The 16,833-nt window shown below is 63.5% G+C and carries 17 protein-coding genes; 9 read left to right on the forward strand and 8 right to left on the reverse strand.

All coding sequences use genetic code 11. The features are described from left to right. The 3 genes from EN955_RS00840 to EN955_RS00855 form a co-directional block, all read right to left on the reverse strand. A partial coding sequence (locus EN955_RS00840; protein WP_164769867.1) for an alcohol dehydrogenase catalytic domain-containing protein occupies positions 1 to 412 on the reverse strand: 412 nt, incomplete at its 3' end. Positions 413 to 427: 15 nt separating this feature from the next. Further along, positions 428 to 1,750, reverse strand: coding sequence for a histidinol dehydrogenase (hisD, locus tag EN955_RS00845; RefSeq protein ID WP_024503949.1), 1,323 nt, complete (start codon positions 1,748 to 1,750; stop codon positions 428 to 430). A 207-nt stretch (positions 1,751 to 1,957) separates the two neighbouring features. Then, positions 1,958 to 2,731, reverse strand: a complete 774-nt coding sequence (locus tag EN955_RS00855; RefSeq protein WP_024503950.1) for a 3-oxoacyl-ACP reductase family protein — start codon at positions 2,729 to 2,731, stop codon at positions 1,958 to 1,960. A 130-nt stretch (positions 2,732 to 2,861) separates the two neighbouring features. Between EN955_RS00855 and EN955_RS00860 the strand changes: the two genes are divergently transcribed. Both EN955_RS00860 and EN955_RS00865 read left to right on the forward strand, forming a co-directional pair. Further along, complete coding sequence (locus tag EN955_RS00860; RefSeq protein WP_024503951.1) at positions 2,862 to 3,965, forward strand: histidinol-phosphate transaminase; 1,104 nt, start codon at positions 2,862 to 2,864, stop codon at positions 3,963 to 3,965. Positions 3,966 to 4,070: 105 nt separating this feature from the next. Then, entirely contained in the window at positions 4,071 to 4,439 is a 369-nt protein-coding gene (locus EN955_RS00865) for a hypothetical protein (protein ID WP_224620654.1), read from the forward strand. Between the two features lie 147 nt (positions 4,440 to 4,586). Here EN955_RS00865 and EN955_RS00870 read toward each other — a convergent pair whose 3' ends face one another. The 5 genes from EN955_RS00870 to EN955_RS00890 form a co-directional block, all read right to left on the reverse strand. Beyond that, complete coding sequence (locus tag EN955_RS00870; protein ID WP_013530477.1) at positions 4,587 to 5,270, reverse strand: SGNH/GDSL hydrolase family protein; 684 nt, start codon at positions 5,268 to 5,270, stop codon at positions 4,587 to 4,589. Positions 5,271 to 5,360: 90 nt separating this feature from the next. Beyond that, entirely contained in the window at positions 5,361 to 6,314 is a 954-nt protein-coding gene (locus EN955_RS00875; protein ID WP_024503952.1) for an ABC transporter permease, read from the reverse strand. A 3-nt stretch (positions 6,315 to 6,317) separates the two neighbouring features. Further along, a complete protein-coding gene (locus EN955_RS00880; RefSeq protein ID WP_024503953.1) occupies positions 6,318 to 7,280 on the reverse strand; it encodes an ABC transporter permease in 963 nt (320 codons plus the stop codon). 8 nt (positions 7,281 to 7,288) lie between these two features. Then, complete coding sequence (locus tag EN955_RS00885; RefSeq protein ID WP_024503954.1) at positions 7,289 to 8,800, reverse strand: sugar ABC transporter ATP-binding protein; 1,512 nt, start codon at positions 8,798 to 8,800, stop codon at positions 7,289 to 7,291. Between the two features lie 81 nt (positions 8,801 to 8,881). Beyond that, the gene (locus EN955_RS00890) at positions 8,882 to 9,961 is read right to left on the reverse strand and encodes a substrate-binding domain-containing protein (protein ID WP_013530473.1); all 1,080 of its coding nucleotides are present in this window, start codon (positions 9,959 to 9,961) and stop codon (positions 8,882 to 8,884) included. A 320-nt stretch (positions 9,962 to 10,281) separates the two neighbouring features. On the opposite strand from EN955_RS00890, the gene EN955_RS00895 reads away from it, so the two are divergent. The 7 genes from EN955_RS00895 (at position 10,282) to EN955_RS00925 (ending at position 16,822) form a co-directional block, all read left to right on the forward strand. After that, the gene (locus EN955_RS00895) at positions 10,282 to 10,932 is read left to right on the forward strand and encodes an SGNH/GDSL hydrolase family protein (RefSeq protein WP_024503955.1); all 651 of its coding nucleotides are present in this window, start codon (positions 10,282 to 10,284) and stop codon (positions 10,930 to 10,932) included. 57 nt (positions 10,933 to 10,989) lie between these two features. Then, on the forward strand, positions 10,990 to 12,084 hold the full coding sequence (locus tag EN955_RS00900; protein ID WP_013530471.1) for an ROK family transcriptional regulator: 1,095 nt from the start codon (positions 10,990 to 10,992) through the stop codon (positions 12,082 to 12,084). A 133-nt stretch (positions 12,085 to 12,217) separates the two neighbouring features. After that, positions 12,218 to 12,910, forward strand: coding sequence for an XRE family transcriptional regulator (locus tag EN955_RS00905; RefSeq protein ID WP_024503956.1), 693 nt, complete (start codon positions 12,218 to 12,220; stop codon positions 12,908 to 12,910). Between the two features lie 3 nt (positions 12,911 to 12,913). Then, entirely contained in the window at positions 12,914 to 13,993 is a 1,080-nt protein-coding gene (locus tag EN955_RS00910) for an extracellular solute-binding protein (protein WP_023809407.1), read from the forward strand. 24 nt (positions 13,994 to 14,017) lie between these two features. Then, positions 14,018 to 14,926 (forward strand): ABC transporter permease, encoded by a 909-nt coding sequence (locus EN955_RS00915; protein WP_032899336.1) that lies wholly within the window; start codon positions 14,018 to 14,020, stop codon positions 14,924 to 14,926. Further along, entirely contained in the window at positions 14,923 to 15,711 is a 789-nt protein-coding gene (locus EN955_RS00920; RefSeq protein WP_024503958.1) for an ABC transporter permease, read from the forward strand. The genes EN955_RS00915 and EN955_RS00920 overlap by 4 nt, the downstream gene beginning before the upstream one ends. 1 nt (position 15,712) lies before the next feature. Then, positions 15,713 to 16,822 (forward strand): ABC transporter ATP-binding protein, encoded by a 1,110-nt coding sequence (locus EN955_RS00925; protein WP_024503959.1) that lies wholly within the window; start codon positions 15,713 to 15,715, stop codon positions 16,820 to 16,822. The last annotated feature ends 11 nt before the right edge of the window (positions 16,823 to 16,833 follow it).

The following is a 16,833-nucleotide window of genomic DNA, read 5'->3' on the forward strand; positions in this document are numbered from 1 at the left end:
CGTCGAGCCCGGCATCGATGATATGCAAAAGCCGTGCGGGCAGCACCGCCTGTTCGGCAAAACCGCCGTCGCAGACCTCTCCGACGAAGCCCAGTGACGCGCAGAGATGACGCCTGCCGGCTTGGCATTGCGCGCAGTCTCCGCACCAGAAGCGGGAATCGGCGACAACCCTGTCACCGATAGCGAAGGCGTCGACGCCCGCGCCGGTGGCGGTCACCGTGCCGGTCAGCTCATGGCCGGCCGTCGAAGGCGACCGGCTTATCCACTGTCCCGTGCGGAAATTATGCAGGTCCGAACCGCAGATGCCGGCGGCATCGACCCTGAGCTTCACCCAGCCTGCATCCGGCGCGCCCGGCGTCGCGATGTCCTCGACGCGCAGATCGCCGGGCCCGTAAAGTCGTGCCGCCTTCATCTCGATCGGTTCCGCTCAGCCGGCAAGATAGCGGTCGCGGATCTCCGAGACCGCGTTCTCATGCGAGCTGAAGCCCTCGTAGCGGGCGAGCCTGCGGGCGTGCAGAGCGAGTTCCGGATAGGCCACCGAGGTGACATAGCCGACCGACGAGCGCTTGACGAAATCCGTCACCGAAAGCGGCCCGTAGGTCCGCGCCCAACGGCTGGTCGGCAGCACCGCATTGGGTCCAAGCACGAAATTGGCCAGCGTCACCGGCGTGTGCGGCCCCATCAGGATTTCAGCCGCCTCGGTGATGCGCCCGAGATGCGCGAACGGCTCCTTCGACAGGATCTCGAGATGTTCGGGCGCATAGTCGTTGATGAAGCGGTAGCTGTCTTCCAGCGACGCGGTCAGCACGATGCCACCGCGCTTGCCGGTCAGCACCGCGCGTGAAAACTCGACACGCTGCTCGGTCATCCGCGACCAGTGCTCCGGGATTGCAGCCAATGCGGCTTCGGCGACCTTGCGGCTGTGCGTCACCAGATAGGCCGAAGAATCCGGCCCGTGTTCGGCTTCGATCAACAGGTCGAGCGCAGCAAGCCCGCCGTCGACGCTGTCATCGGCAAAGATGATCGCTTCGGACGGCCCGGCCGGAAGGCCTGTGTTGATGACCGACGACAGCACGCTCTTGGCCGCCACCACCCAGGGGCTGCCGGGGCCGACGATCTTGAGCGCGGGCTTCACCGTCTCCGTGCCGTAGGCGACGGCGGCAACTGCCTGAGCGCCGCCGCATTTGTAGACGGTTCCGACGCCGGCGAGGCGTGCGGCGACCAACGTTGCCGCGTCCACCGAACCATCCGATGTCGGCGGCGTCACGATGGCGATCTGCGGCACGCCGGCAATCACCGCCGGCACCGACGTCATCATCGTCACCGATGGGAAAGCACCCTTGCCGCGCGGCACGTAGAGCGCAACGGAAGCGATCGGCGTGTACCGGTCGCCGGCATAGGCGCCCGGCCGGACTTCCTTGAGCCACATCGTTTCCGGCTTCTGCTCCTCATGGAAATGCCTGATGTTGTCGATGCCGAACTGGATGCTCTCGACGACGTCCTTTTCCACCTTGTCGAACGCCGCGTCGAACTCGGCTTCCGACACCTGCAGCTCGCCCTCGGCGACATTGGCCTTGTCGAGTTCCCTGGCGAAGCGGATCAAGGCGGCGTCGCCTTCGTCCTTGACGGCCTGGATGATCGGCCGGACCTTCTCGACGAAGACCGTCAGATCGGCCTCGGCGCGCTTCAGCAGACTGGCGCGCTGGTCGGCATCGATGGATGACAAATCGTGGAAGCTGATGTCGGACATGGCTGCTCGTTCTCCTGGAACTCTTGGAACGCAATGACGGCTGGCGCAGGCCGGCCATATGCTGCGGGCCGACAGGTCGACCCTGGACAAGGATCAAAGCCGTCGAGAGGCTTCACTCGGGCAAAAGTATATACATGTCTATGTGACGGTCGCCAGCGATTTTTCCATCATCCTTCCCGTCGAAACTACCGAGATAAACCTGCCTCATCAGATCGAGGCGAGAAAGCCGCCATCGACCGGAATGGACTGGCCGGTTATGTAGGCCGCCGCATCCGAAGCGAGGAACACGGCGATGCCATGCAGGTCGGAGAGATCACCGAAACGCCGCTGCGGGATCTTGGCCAGCATGGAGTGCTGCCATGCCTCGTTGTTGTAAAAAACGTCCGTCATCGCCGTCCTGAAATAGCCCGGCGCGATGGCGTTGACCCTTATGCCAAGCTCCGCCCACTCGGCCGCAAGCGCCCGCGTCATGCCGAGCAGGCCGGACTTCGACGAGCCATACGGCACCGCGGTGGGAATGCCGACTTCCGACGTCAGCGAGCACAGGTTGATGATGGTGCCGGGACGGCCGGCGTCGCGCATCTGCCGCGCGGCGGCCTGGGCGCAGAAGAACGCTCCCTTCAGATTCGTGTCGACGATCCTGTCCCACAGCGCCTCGTCGACATCGAGCGAGGGCCGCACCTCCTCCATCCCGGCATTGTTGACGAGAATGTCGAGACCACCAAGCAGGCTGGCAGCCTCGTTGGTGGCTGCGCGGCAGCGGCCGACATCGGTGACGTCGAGAGCGATGGCATGCGCCACCCCACCGGCCGCGCGGATGGCGACCGTCGTGTGCTCCAGCGCGGCCAGGCTGCGCGCCGTGACCGCGACGTCGGCGCCGGCAGCGCTCAGCGCTTCGGCGATGCTGCGCCCGATGCCACGGCTGGCGCCGGTGACAAGCGCCTTCCTGCCGGAGAGATCGAAGAGAGAAGCGTTGCGCATGTGATCCTCCTGGTCGGTGTCGGTTTCCGCTTCGGCGTAGAGACTATCAGGTCAGCTTACATATACAAGCATATACAAAGCATTTCAGCTGCGGTACGGATGACGAAATCCACCGCAGAGGAGCCAGCCCGTGTCGAAAGCCTCGGATATGGTCCGCACCGAAGTCAACCGCCTGTCGCCCTACAATTCCGGACTGACCATTGACGAGGTGCGGAAACGATACGCACCGGCCAGAATCGCCAAACTGGGCTCGAACGAAAACCCGCTCGGGCCCAGCCCGACCCTCGCCGCGACGATGCATGCCGGCTCCGAGATGTTCCGCCTCTATCCGGACCCTGCCGGGCGCAAGCTGCGCCAGGCGATCGGCGACAAATATGCCGTCGCCGAGGACCAGATTATCCTCGGCAACGGTTCCGAAGATCTTCTCTCCGTCATCAGCCGCGCCGTGTTGCGGCCGGGCGACGCCGTCGTCACGCTCTATCCGTCGTTTCCGCTGCATGAGGACTACACGACGTTGATGGGCGCTACCGTCAAGCGCGTTGTCGTCAACGACGATCTGACCATCAATGTCGATGCGCTGGTCGAGGCGGTGCGCGAACGGCCGCGCATGCTGCTGTTCTCGAACCCGATGAACCCGGTCGGCAGCTGGCTCTCCGGCGGCGATCTGTCGAGGGTTCTGGATGCGACGAGCGACGAGACGCTGATCGTCATCGACGAAGCCTATGCCGAATATGCCAAGGGCGACGACTATGCGTCATCCCTGCCCTATCTGGGAAAGCTCGACCGGCCCTGGATCGTGCTTCGGACCTTTTCCAAGGCGTTCGGCCTGGCCGGATTGCGGATCGGCTTCGGCATCGTCGGCGACCCGGAGCTGCGCGCGCTGCTGGACCGCGTCCGCACGCCTTTCAACGCCAACGGCATGGCCCAGGCCGCAGCATTCGCGGCGCTGGCCGATGAAGAACACCTCGCCAGGGTCGTAGCTCTGGCCAGGGCGGAGAGAAAACGCGTCGAGACTTTCCTGGCAAGCAAGGGCCTCGACGTCGCCGCCTCCAGAGGCAATTTCCTGTTCTTCAACTGCCGGCAGGATGCCTCCGTCTTCGTCGAAGGCCTGCTGCGGCAAGGGGTCATCGTCAAACCGTGGAAGCAGCAGGGCTTTGACACCTATGTGCGTGTCAGCATCGGCTCGACTTCGGAAAACGACCACTTCATGGCCGCTCTGTCGGCGCTGTTATGAATGCACGTCTGGGCGGATCGCTCCGCGCTTGGGAGCCGATCGCTGCCGCCCTATTTCGCCCAAGGCCTTGACCGACGCTTGGCTTGGCTGCCGTGCGGATCGTCGATGACCACAGCGTATTTATTTGGCTTCGGACCAGCCGCAGGCCTTAACTTTCGCAGCGTGGGTTTTTACATCCGAGGGGTCTGCAAACGATCGACGCTTGAGGAGGCTCCCTTGCAGCAGCCAGATGACATAGCCGCCCGCCGATTGGGCATTCTCATCGAGCAATATGTGGAAGCGCGTAAAAAGCGCTATGACTATGTGTCGACCGAGCAGGCCTATCGGGCCATCCGGCAGGTCCTCAAACCCGCCATTCCCGATCGCGAGCTCGACGACATGGTCGCCTCACTTGCCGTCAAGAACGGCCTGGCGGTCGTCTTCGATCGTCAAACCAAAGCATCGGCCGATGATGTTCCGAGGCCAAGCCCCTAGATCGACGCACATCTGCCGGTGCCGGGCGCCATATCAACGCGGGGCCAAACGCATCGTTCGGCCCCGCATCGATGTGCATCGCCGGAGGAACCTGCGACACACCTGCGCCGTGGGCCTGTGTGCCGCAAGCCGACGGGCGTGGCGGCTTCAAGCGGCGGTGCTGACCTGGCCCGGCTCGAGGATCGACTTGACCTTGTCGGCGACGGCGCGTCCCAGATCGGCGTTGTTTGCGGCGGTGAAATGAATTCCGTCGACACCGTCCGTGGTGAGGTAATCGCCGGCATTGAGGAAATCGATCTTCATGAAATCCGCCATCGCCTTGTACTGCCTGGCCAGGTCCCTGGATTTTTCGTGCCCGCCGCCGAACATGCCCTCGAACCATGGATCGGGCATCGGGGTCAGCGGCGGCGGCGCAATGACCAGCGCCTTGGGGGCCGGATAAGGGGTGCCGATGCCGCCGGCACTGGTCAGGATCTGCCCGACCAGTTTCGCCATTCCATTGGCGATCTCATAAGGCGTCCGGCGGAAATAGGACTTGGTGTCGTTGGTGCCGAGCATGACGATGACCAGGTCCAGCGGCAGATGGCTGGCGATGGCCGAGGGCAGGTAATTGGCGCCGTTCAGGCGCGGATCGTTGGGGTCGTCGAGACAGGTCGTGCGCGCGCTCAGGCCTTCCTCGATGATGTGGTAGCCCCCTCCCAGCGCCGCCGCCATCACACCGGTCCAGCGCTGGTCATAGGGGTAGCGGTAGGTCGGCGACCCCTCCTTGACCGGAACCCAGCCCCAGGTCAGCGAGTCGCCGTAGCACATGATGTTTTTTGGCGGTGACATCCATGTTTCTCCATCTGTTTGCAATTGTCTGAACGCGTGGATTTGTCAGTCCCGGCGAACGCCGGTCGGCTTGCTTTTCGCCGTCTCAGGTCAGGGGTTTCGCACCCGCACTCCGTAGAAGATCGCGGCACCCAGGATGATGACGCCCTGCGCGATGAGCTTGCCGGGCTCGTCGATGCCGAGCACCGTCATCACCACGAACAGCAGAGCAAAGCACAACGCCCCGAAGAAAGGTCCCCAGACGCCACCGTCGCCGCGACCGAAGACGACGCCGCCGAGGATCGTTGCCGCGACCGCCAGGATCGGCAGGTCGAGGCCGACACGGACGCTGCCGACGGCGATCGAACCGGTCTGTACCAGGGCCGCGATCGCCGCGATCAGGCCGGCGAGCGTGTGCGCAAGGATCACCGTGCGCTGGACCGGCACGCCGGAAAAATGCGCGGCTTCGGCATTCTCCCCGACCGAGGCGACGTAGCGGCCAAAGACGGTCCGCGACAGCAGCAGCCACACCAAAGCGGTCAGCAGGACCCAGAACAGCACCGGCGTCGGAACCGACAGGAATTTCGTGTTGTAGAAGTCGTTGAACAGCTTCGGCACATCGCCGGGCGGATTGCCGCTCGACAGGAACTGCACCAGCCCGACCAGGATGATGCTGACCGCCAGCGTGACGATGACCGCCGACACCCGCCGGCTCCCTATCATGAAGCCGTTGAACAGGCCGATGGCGAGGCCGGTGGCGAGCGCCAGCACGACGAAGAAAGGCATCGACGCGCCGGGGAAAGTGCCCGACGAAATGAAATAGTTGATGAGCAGGATGATGCCGCCGCCGGAAAGGTCGATCGACTTCACCCGCATGACGACGAGCTGCCCCAGAACCAGGATGCCGAGCGGGACGATCTGCCTGACGAAGATACCCATGATGTTGAGGTTGAGCATGTTCGGCCGTGCGATCCACAGCGTGGCCAGCAGCACGAGGAAGACAAAATAGGACGGCGGTATGCGCAGCAGGCGCCGGGCGATCGGATTTGCGAGAACGGCAGCCATCTTTCAGAGCCCCATCTTCTTGCGGGATTGCAGCCCGACCACCGCCAGCAGGATGCCGCCCTTGATCGCGGTCTGGACGAACGGCGAGACGTTGGCGAGGTTCATGCCATTGGCCAGCAGCGCCATGACCAGCGCGCCGATCACGGTGCCGTGCAGGCTGCCTATGCCACCGGAAAGCTGGGTGCCTCCAAGCGCCACGGCGGTGACGGTATCGAGTTCGAAAAGCAGCCCGACATTCGGATCGCCCGACACGATGCGCCCGGCCAGGAAGACACCGGCAACGGCCGCGAAACAGGAACAGATCACATAGGCGAGGATGATGTTGCGGCGGTCGGAGACGCCGAAATTGCGGGCAGCACTCTCGGCGCCGGAAGCGATGCCGCCGCCGATCGCAAACAGATGCAGCCCGTAGCGGGACCCGTAGAGCAGTTTCCACGCTGCCAGGATCACGATGATGCCCCAGAAAACCGGATAGGGAATGCCGAGGAAACTGCCCGAAACGGCATCGATGACGATCTCCGGCACCGTGCCGCCGGAGACGGGCCGCAGGATGCGCGTGATGCCGAGCACGATGTACTGCGTCGACAGCGTCGCGATGATCGGATGGACGTTGAAGCGGGTGATCGCCAGGCCGTTGATCAGCCCGATGAGTGCCGCCAGCACGAAGACCGCCGGGATCAGCACGATCGCCGGCTGGTCGAGCGCCAGCACCGCGGTGGTGAAGCTGATGACCGAGCCAACCGACAGGTCGAGCCCGCCGATGAGCACGACGACGAGTTGTCCGATCGCCGCGATGATCAGCGGCATCGCCTGGGCAACCAGGTTGAAAAGGTTTTCGGCCGTCGCGAACTGCGTCGTCTCGACGGTCAGCCACAGCGAAATGAGCAAAGCGACCAGCAGTGGCAGGCCCCACAGGCCTTGCCGCGTGTTCCGGCCACTCAGGATGTTGAAAAGCGAACGATGCATGGAGGCCCCTAATGCTGGCGCGTGGAGCCGCCCGTCAGGGCCGCGTCGAGGATCTTGTGTTCGCTCGCCTGCGCTGCCGGCATTTCGGCAACGATCGTGTCGTCATGGACGACGTAGATGCGGTCGCAGAGCCCGATCAGCTCAATCGTCTCGCGCGACAGCACCAGCACGGCGCCACCCTTGCGGGTGAAGTCGCGCAGCAGATGGTAGATCTCGGACTTGGCGCCGATGTCGACGCCACGCGTCGGCTCTTCCACCAAGAGAAGATCGAGATCGGCGGCCAGATACCGGCCGAGCAGCACCTTTTGCTGGTTCCCGCCCGACAGGGAACCGACCGGAGCGGTCGGCCCCGCCGCCTTTATGTTCATGACCTCCATCATGCGGGCGATGACGTTTCGATACGGTCGCGCCGGCGCAAGTTCGGATCGCCTCGAATGCAATCCGATGGCGATGTTGTGGGCGATCGGCAAAGCGAGGAAGAGCCCCTCTTCCTTGCGGTCCTCGGGAACGAAGCCGACCTTCAGCTGCTGCAAATGGCGGACGCCCGCCGACGCCGAAAGCGGCATCTTCAGCGCTTTGCCGTTGATGGAAATCGTTCCGGCGAAGGGATGATAGCGGCCGATCAGCGATCTCAGGAAGCGCTGCTGGCCCTGTCCCTCCAGGCCGGCCAGGGCGACGATCTCGCCCTTGTGCAATGTCAGCGACAGCGGCCGCGATGTCTCGGTGATCCTCAGGTTCTCGACGCGCAGTATCTCGTCGCCTTTGTTATCAGTACGATCGGGAAAAAGGTCCTGGAGTTCGCGTCCGACCATCATGGCGATGAGTTCGTCGGTGGTGATCTCGGACACCATTCTTGTGCCGACCAGTGCGCCGTCCTTCAGCACCGTCACCGTGTCGCACAACTCGAAGATCTCCTCCATGCGATGCGAGATGTAGACGATGGCCTTTCCCTTATCGCGCAGCCGGCGGATGTTGCGGTTGAGCACATCGACGTCGGCTGCGTTGAGCGCCGCCGTCGGCTCATCGAGGATGAGCACGCTGGCGTCGGCCTGGATGCAATGCGCGATCTCGACGAATTGCCGCTCGGCGATGGTCAGGTTGGAAACGAGTTGCGACGGGTCGAGCGTGAGGCCGAGTTCGCCAAGCGCCCTGGCGGTCTGGCTTTTCATCGCGGGATAGTCGATCGAGCCGAACCGGGTCGTCGGCTCCCGGCCGAGAAACATGTTCTCGGCGATCGACAGATTGGGCAGCAGCGAATGCTCCTGGAAAACGGTCGAAATGCCGGCATCGAGCGCGGCGCGCGGCGACTTCAGATCGAGCTTTTCCCCGTTCATGAAGATCTCGCCGGAATCGGGCTGATGCACGCCCGCCAGGATCTTCATCAACGTTGATTTGCCGGCACCGTTCTCGCCCATCAAGGCGTGGACACTGCCCGCCTTGAGATCGAGGCAAACGGAATGGAGCGCCTTGCTCCCTCCGAACGCCTTCGAAATGTGGGACATCTCGATAAGATTGGTCACGAAACCCTCGAACGAAACGGATTCAGCACATGGAACGGCGTGCGGGAAATGCTTGTCCACTCCCCGCCAGCCACGGCACCGTCACTTCTTGCCGTAGTATTCCTTGAGCTTGTCTTCTGGCAGCTCACTTGGCCACCAGACATTGGCGGTCAGGTCGTCGCGATAGTATTTTTTGGCCTTGTCCTGGTCCCACCCGTCGGGATTGTAGACGTAGCGCTTGTAGAGTTGCTTGCCTTCCAGAAGGGCAACGGCGGCGCGCACGCCGGCAGCGCCCTGGGCGGGGCTGTATTCGGGCGAGATCGACTTGAATCCGTCAGTGATCCACTGGCCGAAATAGCCATTGTTGCCCTCGCCCGAAATCGGCGGAATGGGTGTGCCGAACTGCTTGAAGACATCGACGCAGGCGCGGGTCATGTCGGCGCCGGACGACCAGATGCCGTCGACCTGCGGATTGTTCAGATAGAGCGTCTCGCACAGTTTCTTGGCCTTGTCGTACTGCCAGTCGCCATGCTCCTCGGCAATGATCTGCACATGCGTGCCCTTGAGCGATTCCAGGAGGCCGTTGTAGCGGTTGGTGTCTTCCGGATGACCGGCCAGGCCACGCAGGACCCAGATCTTGCCGTTGTCGCCGACGGTCTTCACCAGCCAGTCGCCCATGACCTTGCCGAAGTGCTCGGCACCGCCCTGGATTTCGGTGGTGTAGGCGTCGGAATCGATACGCCCTGTGTGAAGGATGACCGGGATGCCGGCGGCGACCGCCTTGGCGATGCTGGCATTGGCCGACGTGCTGGTCACCGGTTGAACGATGATGGCGTCGACATGCTGTGCGATCAGGTCCTCGATATCGGCCACCTGCTTCTTCTGGTCGAAGCCGGCATCGAGCAGGATGAATTTCGAGATGCGCTTGTCCTTGGCCGCGGCGTTCTCCGCCTCATGCGCCACCTGCACCGTCCAGGTGTTTGCGTTGACACCGAAGTCGCTCATGCCGATGACCCAAGGCGGGTCCTTCTTGAACGCACCGGCGGCGGTCATGCGCGTGTCGTCGGGGCGCGGCGCCACGCCGTCCATCAGCTTGACGTCTTGCGCATGCGCCAGGGACGTCACGGCAAGCGTGGACGCAACGAGCATCCCCAGGCCGACGGTTTTCAGCAATCCTAACATTGAACACTCCTCCTTGTGGTTGCTCCGGCCTACAAATTCGTATGGCCACGAGACGCTCTCCCAATGCATGCCCCCGTCACAAACCGACCGATGCGCGCAATTCTCCCGCCCCCGAACACATGCGTGTCGAAGCCCAACTTCTGCTGGACGATGATGACGGTCGAGAACTCCTCCGGGCACTTTAGAAGCACAGCGGATTCGCCCTGTCAATAGTTAGTCAGGTTGAATGACTATTCCCTTGCTTGCCTTTCGCCGCTCCACTATCCATCATGAATGGCGCTCGCCGGCTTCGGCGCGCAGTCTGTCCCGGCGGGAAAAACATGCGATCAGTCTTGTGCTACGGCGACTCCAACACGCACGGCCAGATCCCCGGCAGGGGGCCGCTCGAGCGCTATGGTCCGGGTGAACGCTGGCCGGGCATATTGCGTTCTCAGCTGGGCCCTGACTGGTATGTCATCGAGGAGGGATTGAGCGGCCGCACCACCGTCCACGACGACCCGATCGAGGGCGCCCACAAGAACGGCCGAACCTATCTTCGTCCTTGCCTGCAGAGCCATGCGACGCTCGACCTCGTCATCATCATGCTCGGCACCAACGATCTCAAGATCCGCTTCAACAAGCCGCCGTCGGAAGTGGCGATGGGGATCGGCTGCCTCGTCTACGACATCAAGGAGCTGGCGCCCGGTCCGGGCGGCACCACGCCCGAAATCATGATCGTGGCGCCGCCGCCGATGCAGGACGACGTCAAGGAATGGAAGTCCATCTTCGCCGGTGCGCCGGAGAAATCGCGCCTGCTCGCGCTCGAGTTCGAGGTTCTGGCGGACTCGCTCGAACTGCACTTTTTCGATGCCGGCTCGGTGGTGTCGTGCAGCGAGGCGGACGGCTTTCACATCGATGCCGAGGCGCACAGATTGCTGGGCGCCGCGCTCGCCCGCGCGGTCGATGCCATCGGCTGGAGCCGCTCGACATGAGCAACCATACCGCCGCCAGGCAACGCGCTCTTACCGACGGGGCGACCTTTGCCTGACATGAGATTCGCACCACCCAATCCCTTGCGCATCGCCGATCGTGCGAGCGGGCTGAATGCATTGAGCGTCCGCAGCTACAACGAGCGGCTGGTGCTATCCCTGCTGCTTCAGAACGAAGGCATTTCGCGGATGGAAATCGGCGAGAAGACCGGCCTGTCGGCGCAGACGGCTTCGGTCATCGTTCGCTCGCTCGAGCAGGAGGGCCTGGTCTCGCAGGGCGAGGCGCAGCGCGGCCGCGTCGGGCCGCCGACGATCCCGCTTTCGCTCAACCCGGAGGGCGCCTATGCGGTTGGCGTCGGCTTCAGCCGGCGCAGGATCGACATCGCGCTTATCGACTTTATCGGCACGGTGCGCTTCCACACGCAGTTACCGGCTGATGAAGCCAATCCGTTTCCGCAAAGCAGCGATCTGTTCGGCGCGATCGGGCAAGCCATGACCAGCCTGCCGGTCGAGGCGCGCAGCCGGGTTGCCGGCATCGGCCTGGCGGTTCCCGACGATGTCGACACGATGGCTGCAACCCGCAACGGATCGAGCACCTCGCTCAAGGCCTTGCAGGCTGAAATCGAGGAACAGATCAAGCTGCCGGTTTTCGTGCAGAACGACATCACCGCTGCGGCCGGCGGCGAGAGCATGTTCGGAGTCGCAAAGCCGCTCAACGATTATCTGTTCTTCTATCTCGGAGCACGGCTGCAGAGCAGGCTCATCCTCAACCACCAGATCTACAAGGGAAACTCCAGCGCCAGCTTCGATCACGGCCTGATGCGCCTGGAGAGCGAATTGGCCATGCGCGGGCGCCCGTCCGAAATCATCTGGAGCAGCAGCCCTGAGTGGCCCGATCTGGGCGAGGCCTACAGCGCATGGCTGGGCGAGTGTTCCGACCGCTTGAAAGCGTCGATCTCCGCGCTGACCCAGTTTGTCGAGTTCAGGACGGTCGTCCTGTCCAGCTATGCGCCGCAAAAGATTGCCGAGGCCTTGTGCGACGACATCGGCCGGGAATTCCCCGGCATCGAAGCGCTGCCGGCGCGCGTCACCATCAGCCCGAAGGCCGTCGGCGCGGCAAGCCTGCCATTCAGTTCGCGCTTCATGATCCAGTGATCGAGCTGAACCGGGTTGCCGGTCGGCCGATCATGCCCCTCTGCAGGTCCATCGATGATTTTCAGGTGACCAGGCGAATCCGCTTGCCAGGACGCCCCACTTAATAGCATGTTAAGTGAACCCTGAGATCGCCATGAAAATCGCTGCGGATCACGCACTCAACGACAATGCCGCGACCAGCGCCGAAGCCCGCCGCTCGACGGTATTGGGCGATCGGATCAAGGCCTATCGCACGACGCGGCGCCTGACGCTGCGCCAGCTCGGCGACATGATCGGCACCACCGCCAGTTTCCTGAGCCAGCTCGAGCGCGGCCTTTCCGGCGCCAACACCAGCACGCTGATGCTGATTGCCAATGCACTCGGCATCAGCCTCGCCGATCTTTTCGACGAATGCGAAGTGTCGCCGCACGCGGTGCTGACACGCAGCGAGCGGCCGGCGCTGCCGACCAGCGAAGGCTACCGCAAGACGCTGCTGTCGCGCCGGCCGATCCGCGAGATGGAAGTCTATTGCGGCGAGTTCGCCGTCGGCGGCTCGACCGGCGACGTGCCCTACACGCACGGCAACGCGAGCGAGATGTTCCTCGTGCTGCGCGGACGCGTGCAACTGACGCTCGGCGAGGAGAGCTTCACCCTCGAAGAGGGCGATAGCATCGAATATTCGACCTCGACGCCCCACCGGACGATCAATGTCGGCGATACGGTGGCCGAAGTGCTGTGGATCATTGCGCCGCCGACCAGCGGCGCCGTCGACCTCGACCAATATGTAGCCCGGAAAACGCTCGCGCCCGGCCTACCAAAATCAAACAGCGAGCCATCGGAGGGTTAGAAAATGGGAAGCAGATCAAGATTGGCCGGGTTCGTCGGCGCCGCCGCACTGGCCTTGCTTGCGGCCGCCGCTCACGCGCAGAACGCGCCGCCGGCCGGGACCGTGGTGGACGGCTCGCTGAAGGGAAAGACGCTGACCTTCGTCTCCTATGGCGGCATCTACCAGGACGGCCAGGTCGCCGCCCTCAAGGAATTCGTCGACAAGAGCGGCGTCAAGCTTTTGAATGATGGGCCGACCGAAATCGCCAAGCTCCAGGCGCAGGTCGAATCAGGCAATGTGACCTGGGATGTCGTCGATACGGACGATTTTCCGCCCTTCGTGCATTGCGGAAAACTGTTCCAGAAGCTGGATTTGACCAAGCTCGACATCTCGCACATCCCGCCCGGACAGGTCGGCGAGTGCAGCGTGCCGGCGATGAACTACGGCATGGTCCTGATGTACAAGAACGACACGTATAAGGACAATCCGCCGAAGGACTGGAAGGACTTCTTCGACACCGCGAAATTTCCCGGCACCCGCGCCATCGACGGCAGCGGCAGCCCGCTCGGCGGCCTGATCGAACAGGCCATCCTGGCAGACGGCGGCAAGGTCGACGCCATGACGCCGGCCGACATCGACAAGGGCATCGCCAAGATCAAGGCGATCGGTCCCGACACGATCTTCTGGAAGACGGGCGCAGAATCCCAGCAGCTCGCCGAATCCGGCGAGGCCGACATGATCATCATGTGGACCGGCCGCGCCATGACGGCGGTCAAGAACGGCGCTGCCTACACGCCGGTGTGGAAGGACTGGCTGGTCGTCATGGACCAGCTGACCATCCCGGTCGGCGCCAAGGACACCGACGCTTCCTACGCGCTGATCAACGCCTATCTCGGCAAGAAGTCGCAGGAGATCCTGACCGAGCAGACCTCCTACTCGCCGATCAACAACGAGGCACAGCCGAAGGTCGACGCATCCGTCGCCGCCTTTCTGACCAACACGCCGGACCACGCCAAGCTCGGCTATCAGCAGAACATCAAGTTCTGGGTCGCCAACTTCGCCGCCGCGTCCGACAAGTGGACAGCGCTGATGGCCGGCAACTGAGCCGGCTACCGCTAAGGTGACGGCGTGAGCCAGACATCGCATACGCCGACGGCCGGGGGTGATCATCCTCGGCCGCCAGGTGCCGTGCGGGCGCCGCAGCGGCGCCCGCACCTTGCTGCCTATCCTTCGCTGCTGGCGATGCCCGCCTTGGCTTTGCTCATCGCCGCGATGGGCTATCCCTTGCTGACCGTCACGCTGCGCAGCTTCTCGGACCCATCTTGGGGCTTGCAGAACTATGTCTGGTTCTTTTCCACCCCGGTGAACGTCACCGTCCTGTGGCGCACCTTTTCCATCGCAGCCTGGGTCACCATCGTTTGCGTCATCGCCACCTACCCCTATGCCTATCTCATGACGGCGGTCGGACCGCGCCTGCGGCTGGTCCTCATCCTGTGCGTTTTGGTGCCGTTCTGGGTCAGCGGCGTGGTGCGCACCCTGGCCTGGGTCATCCTGCTGCAGGATTCCGGCATCATCAATTCGGTCATCAGGCTGCTCGGCTTTGACGGCGTGAAGCTGATCCGCACGCAGACCGGCGTCGTCATCGGCATGGCGCAGGTGCTGCTGCCGTTCATGATCCTGCCGCTCTATTCGGTCATGCGCGGCATCGATCTGCGCCTCGTGCAGGCGGCGCGCAGCCTTGGTGCGCGCCCGGCACGCGCCTTCCTGCAAATCTATCTGCCGCTGTCGCTTCCCGGCGTTTTCGCCGGCGCCATCATCGTCTTCATCCTGTCGCTCGGCTTCTACATCACGCCTGCCCTGCTCGGCGGCCCGCGCAGCACCATGCTGTCGACGCTGGTGCAGAGCCAGGTGCTCAGCCTGCTCAACTGGGGCCGCGGCGGCGCCATGGGCGTCGTGCTGCTGGTCGCGACCTTCGTGCTTCTGGCGCTCGCCGCCCCGCTGATGCGCCAGCGCCACAAGCAGGCGTCCAGATCATGAGGCTGGCACCATCCCGCCTTCTGCTCGGCCTGTTCTGCCTGCTGGTCGCCGTCTGGCTGGTGATGCCGACGCTGGTCATCATCCCGATGTCGTTCAACGAGAAGAAGTCGCTTGCCTTCCCGCCCTCCGGCTTCTCATGGCAGTGGTACGCGAATTTCTTCACCAACCCGGATTGGCTATCGAGCTTCTTCAATTCGCTGAGGGTCGCGGGCCTCGTCGCCGTCGCCGCCACGCTGATCGGCACGCTGGCGTCGCTCGGCCTCAGCCGCATGAAACATTCCGGCGCCGGCCTGCTGCGCGCCATCCTGATCACGCCGATGATCGTGCCCGGCGTGGTGCTGGCGATCGGCATCTATGCCGTTTACCTTGATTACCAGCTCGTCGGCACCACCACCGGCTTCGTCATCGCACATACGATGCTGGCGATCCCCTTCGTCATCATCGCCGTGTCGGCAAGCCTCGAAGTCTTCGACGCGCGGCTGGAGACGGCGGCGGCAAGCCTCGGCGCCAACCGCTTCACCACATTCCGCACCGTGACCTTGCCGCTGATCGCGCCCGGCATCCTGTCCGGGCTTTTGTTTGCCTTCGTCACCTCCTTCGATGAGATCATCGTCGCGCTGTTCATCACCAGTCCCTACCTGAAGACCTTGCCGGTGCAGATCTTCACCAGCATCACCCGCGACGCCGATCCGACGGTGACGGCCGTCGGAACCATCATCTTCATTGCCACGACGCTGATCATCAGCGCCGGGCTGATCATCAGCTCGAAATCGACGAGGAGTTGAGATGACTGCGAGGAAACGCGGCGCGGCCATCGACATCAAGGGCGCAACCAAGCGCTACGGCAATTTCACCGCACTCGACGATGTCAGCCTGCATATCGAGCCGGGCGAGTTCATGACGCTGCTCGGCCCCAGCGGCTCGGGCAAGACCACGACGCTCAACGTCGTGGCGGGCTTCACCGACCTCACCTCCGGCGACCTCGCCGTTGGCGGCAAAAGCATCGTCGCCCTGCCGGCGCACAAGCGCAACATCGGCGTTGTCTTCCAGCACTACGCGCTGTTTCCGCATATGACGGTCGGCAAGAACGTCGCCTATCCCCTCACCTTGCGCGGCATGGACAAGCAGGCGCGCGACCGTCTCGTCGTGCGCGCGCTGGACATGGTCAAGATGGCCGACTTCGCGCATCGCTATCCCTCCGAACTTTCCGGCGGCCAGCAGCAGCGCGTGGCGCTGGCGCGCGCCATCGTCTTCGATCCGCCGCTGCTGTTGATGGACGAACCGCTCGGCGCGCTCGACAAGAAACTGCGCGAATGGCTGCAGCTGGAGATCAAGCGCATCCACCGCGAACTCGGCACCACCTTCGTCTATGTGACGCACGACCAAGAAGAAGCGCTGGTCCTGTCCGACCGCATCGCCGTCTTCAATCAGGGCCGCATCGAACAGGTCGGAACCGGCCGCCAGCTCTACGACGAGCCGACGACCCTGTTCGTGGCCAAGTTCATCGGCGAATCGACCAGTTTGCGTGGCACCGCCCTGACGTCCGGAAACGAAACCAGCCTGACGATCGCCGGCCAGAAGATCGTGGCCAACGGCAAGCTCGCCAGCGGCAGCAAACCGGTGGTCCTGCTGCGGCCGGAGAAGCTTTCGCTTGCCGGCACCAACACGCCTCCCGCCGCCGGGCAGAACAGCCTCACCGGTCAAGTCAGCGAGGCGATCTATCTGGGCTCCGGCTCGAAATACCAGGTGACGTTGCGCGACGGCTCGGTCGCCATCGTACGCGCGTCGCTGGAAGCCACACCGTTCTCGATTGGTGACACGGTCGATCTGCGCTGGTCGGTCGTCGATGCAAAACTTCTTGCCGACGACGACCGCGCCGACATGACGATGACCTGACCGCTCTTTTC

The sequence above is a fragment of the Mesorhizobium sp. M7A.F.Ca.CA.001.04.2.1 genome (assembly GCF_003998485.1).
GTDB lineage: Bacteria > Pseudomonadota > Alphaproteobacteria > Rhizobiales > Rhizobiaceae > Mesorhizobium > Mesorhizobium ciceri.

Coding starts and splice junctions, on each gene's coding strand:
- EN955_RS00900 (WP_013530471.1), top strand. CDS start 10,990: ATGAGATTCGCACCACCCAATCCCTTGCGCATCGCCGATCGTGCGAGC.
- EN955_RS00865 (WP_224620654.1), top strand. CDS start 4,071: ATGACCACAGCGTATTTATTTGGCTTCGGACCAGCCGCAGGCCTTAAC.
- EN955_RS00870 (WP_013530477.1), bottom strand. CDS start 5,270: ATGTCACCGCCAAAAAACATCATGTGCTACGGCGACTCGCTGACCTGG.
- EN955_RS00925 (WP_024503959.1), top strand. CDS start 15,713: ATGACTGCGAGGAAACGCGGCGCGGCCATCGACATCAAGGGCGCAACC.
- EN955_RS00910 (WP_023809407.1), top strand. CDS start 12,914: ATGGGAAGCAGATCAAGATTGGCCGGGTTCGTCGGCGCCGCCGCACTG.
- EN955_RS00890 (WP_013530473.1), bottom strand. CDS start 9,961: ATGTTAGGATTGCTGAAAACCGTCGGCCTGGGGATGCTCGTTGCGTCC.
- EN955_RS00895 (WP_024503955.1), top strand. CDS start 10,282: ATGCGATCAGTCTTGTGCTACGGCGACTCCAACACGCACGGCCAGATC.
- EN955_RS00905 (WP_024503956.1), top strand. CDS start 12,218: ATGAAAATCGCTGCGGATCACGCACTCAACGACAATGCCGCGACCAGC.
- EN955_RS00855 (WP_024503950.1), bottom strand. CDS start 2,731: ATGCGCAACGCTTCTCTCTTCGATCTCTCCGGCAGGAAGGCGCTTGTC.
- hisD (WP_024503949.1), bottom strand. CDS start 1,750: ATGTCCGACATCAGCTTCCACGATTTGTCATCCATCGATGCCGACCAG.
- EN955_RS00880 (WP_024503953.1), bottom strand. CDS start 7,280: ATGCATCGTTCGCTTTTCAACATCCTGAGTGGCCGGAACACGCGGCAA.
- EN955_RS00920 (WP_024503958.1), top strand. CDS start 14,923: ATGAGGCTGGCACCATCCCGCCTTCTGCTCGGCCTGTTCTGCCTGCTG.
- EN955_RS00875 (WP_024503952.1), bottom strand. CDS start 6,314: ATGGCTGCCGTTCTCGCAAATCCGATCGCCCGGCGCCTGCTGCGCATA.